The 3,030-nt window shown below is 73.3% G+C and carries 3 protein-coding genes; all 3 read right to left on the bottom strand.

Annotation, left to right across the window (positions count from 1 at the left end; translation table 11 throughout):
• The coding region (locus NBW84_RS13955; RefSeq protein ID WP_250285163.1) for a Mur ligase family protein at positions 1-874 on the bottom strand (874 nt) is incomplete at its 3' end.
• Complete coding sequence (locus NBW84_RS13950; protein ID WP_250285162.1) at positions 822-2,150, bottom strand: hypothetical protein; 1,329 nt, start codon at positions 2,148-2,150, stop codon at positions 822-824. The genes NBW84_RS13950 and NBW84_RS13955, both read right to left, overlap by 53 nt.
• On the bottom strand, positions 2,147-3,030 hold an 884-nt coding region (gene pgeF, locus NBW84_RS13945), incomplete at its 5' end, for a peptidoglycan editing factor PgeF (RefSeq protein WP_250285161.1). The genes NBW84_RS13950 and pgeF, both read right to left, overlap by 4 nt.

Below are 3,030 nucleotides of genomic sequence, written 5' to 3'. Positions count from 1 at the left end.
TATCAACCGGGCTGGCGGTATCAACCGGGCTGGCGGTATCAACCAGGCTGGTGGGTCCAACCGGTCCAACCGGGCTGGCGGGGCCAACCGGGCGGGCGGGGCCGGCGATGTCGGCGGAGCCGTCGTCGGCGTGCACCCAGTGCACCTTCGGGCCGAGGAGGTGCCGGTGGGCGCGGATCAGGTCGCTGTCGCCGTTGGCGACGGTCAGTTCGGCGCCGGGCTGCGAGCAGGCGGACAGCTTGTCGCGGTAGTACGTCTCGGGGTCGTTGTCGTGCCAGGGCAGATGATCGGGATGCAGGGAGGTCAGCGCGACCACCGGCGGGGAGCAGGCCAGGTCGGCCGCCTGGTAGCTGGAGATCTCGACGACCCAGAAGTCATAGTCGCCGCCGGCCTGTGGGTCGTGCGGCGGCAGGCCGATGTTGCCCGCGACCAGGCAGCGGTAGCCGAGCCGGGTCAGCAGGTGCCCGGCGATCGCCGAGGTGGTGCTCTTGCCCTTGGTGCCGGTCACGCACAGCACCTTCGAGCGGTCGGCTTCGGCGAGCCACAGGCCCACCCCGCCGACCACCGGGATGCCGCGCCGCTGAAGGGCCCGCACGGTCTCGCCGTAGCGGGAGATCCCCGGCGTCTTGACGACGACGTCACAGCGGGTGAGGGCGTCGAACCCGCCGGCGGCGGTCGTCAGCAGCGGCCTGCCGTCGACGTGGGCCCGGCCGGGGGCGTCGTCGACGAGCACCGGGTCGATCCCCCGGGCGAGGCAGGCCCGCAGGTTGGCCTCGCCCTCGCGTCCCAGGCCGTAGATGCCGACCGCGCGGCCGCGCAGGTCAGACCAGGAGATCGTCGGGCGCATACCGGTCCGGGACGAAGTGGCGGCCATGGGGGACGAGCAGTTTCTCGGGCGCGGGCTCCTCGGGCAGGGGGCCGAGCGCGGCCAGCACGGCGGAGCCGGCCCGGTCAGCCCGCGGGGCGGCCAGCGCGGTGGCGGCCCGGCACTCGGTGATGTCACCGACGCATTCCCAGGGCTTGTTGTCCGCGGACAGCCCCAGCAGGGTGCGGAACCGGCCCAGCAGTGTCACGTCGGCCAGCGGCTCGCGGCCGTCGAACACCTGCCGCAGCGCCGGCTCGGCGATGAAGGGAGCGAGAATCAGGTCGATGAAACAGCATTTGTCGCACCGGCCGCACCACCTGTCCAGCCGCTGCGCCGGGTCGATGTGGAAGGCACGGTTGCAGCTGCGGAAATGGTCGAAGTACTGCGGCAGCGCGGCGAACCGGCGGGCGATCCACAGTTCGGTGAACGGGCGCAGCAGCGAGAAGTAGTCCGGGCCGCCGGCCAGCGTTTCCGCCAGCACCGAGCGCAGGGAGTTCTCGAACGCCTCGCTCTTGGAATACTGGTGGTTGACGGACCGGCCGTCGACCTCGATGGTGCCCACCGACGCGGACCACTCGTTGGACATCACCACGGCGTCCCGCCCGTCCAGGACGGCCGCCAGGAGCGCGATCGCCGAGAGGATTCCGGTGACCGGGACGTGCCCGTTGAGAAAACCGAGCTCCGCCGACCGCAGCAGCTGGGGGTCGATGAGCCGTTCCGCCCGCACGACCGGGAAGCCGGTGACGCGGGCGGGCCGTTCGATGGCGTCGAAGCGGTCCCCGGGCCGGTTGACCACGAACAGCGCCGGGTCCTTCGCCAGCGGCCGGAGGAGCTCCGCGGTGACGATGGAGTCCACCCCGCCGCCGAAGGGCACCAGCGGCCGGCTCTCCCGCGGGCTGAACGCCACCGGCGCCGTCCGTTCCAGCCGGGGGCCGACGATCCGCAGGCCGGAGAGGTCGAGGTTGTTGCGGTAGGCGAACTCGCCCAGGCCGTCCAGGTAGAACTCGCGGAGGAAGGCGCGTTCGATGTCCGTCACCGCGGTGTCGCCGAGGTCGACCACCGGCGGGGCGGCGGACTTGTAGTAGGAGACCGCGGCCAGCAGGAATATCAGCCGGGCCGTCTCGGCGGCGGCCGGCTCGTCCCAGGCGCCGCCGCCGGGGAAGGTGATCTCCTCGCGGAAGTCCCGCCCGTCGAGCCGGTAGCGGCACACCAGCCGGTTACGGGACGTGTCGATGTCGTAGCCGACGTAGTGGAAGCTCTCCCCGCGCGGGGGTGACACCGTCATGAGCGGTCCTTTCCGCGCGGCTGGACCGGCTGGTCCTTGCCGCGCAGCCGGGCCACGGCGGCGAACCGGCCGCACGGGCCGCCGGCCCGATGGCTGAAGAACGGTGTGCCCGGACCGCCGGTGCCGATGGCGGTGACGTGCACCTGACCTGCCGGTACACCCGCGGCGACCAGCTGCAGGGTGTTGGCCCGCCACAGGTCGAAGGCCCACCGGCCGGTGCCGTCGGGCCGCGCCACCTCGTCGAGCCGGTCACCGAAGGCGGTGCGGGCCGCGTCGACGACGTCCGCGCCGACCTGGTAGCGGTCGGGCTGGATGGCCGGCCCGACGCAGGCGACGATGTCACGCGGGTCGCTGCCGAGCTGGCGCATGGCCGTCACCGCGGCGGGGGTGGCCCCGCGGACGGTCCCGCCCCAGCCGGCGTGCACGCAGGCCAGGACACCGGCCACCGGGTCGTGCAGGACAAGCGGGACACAGTCGGCCGCCAGGACGGCGAGGACGACACCGGGCACCGCGGTCACGAGCGCGTCGGTCGCCGGTATCGCGTCCGCGGCCGAGCGGGCGCCCCGGCCGCGGTGCTCGTCGGTGACGACGGCCACGTCGCGGCGGTGGACCTGCTCGCAGAACACGAAGTCGTCGAGGTCCGCGTCGAGCGCGGCGGCCACCGTCGCCCGGTTCGCCAGCACAGCCGCGTCGTCGTCCCCGACATGCAGGCCGAGGTTCAGCGAGGCGTAGCGGCCCATGGACACCCCGCCGTCGCGGGTCGTGACGAAGGCGTCCACGGCGTGTCCGCTCAGGGCCGGCCAGCGCAGCACCCGCAGGCCCGAGGCGGTCCACTGGAACCGCCCTCCGACCGCGTTAGCCGGCGTCCTGCCCGTGGACG

This window comes from Protofrankia sp. CiP1_Cm_nod2, assembly GCF_920664355.1.
In the GTDB taxonomy this organism is placed as follows: domain Bacteria; phylum Actinomycetota; class Actinomycetes; order Frankiales; family Frankiaceae; genus Protofrankia.
The sequence above is the reverse complement of the archived record's forward strand: the minus strand, read 5'-3'. Positions and strand labels throughout refer to the sequence as shown.

Excerpts from the sequence above, each read along its gene's own strand:
- NBW84_RS13950 (WP_250285162.1), bottom strand. The coding sequence starts at position 2,150 with ATGACGGTGTCACCCCCGCGCGGGGAGAGCTTCCACTACGTCGGCTAC.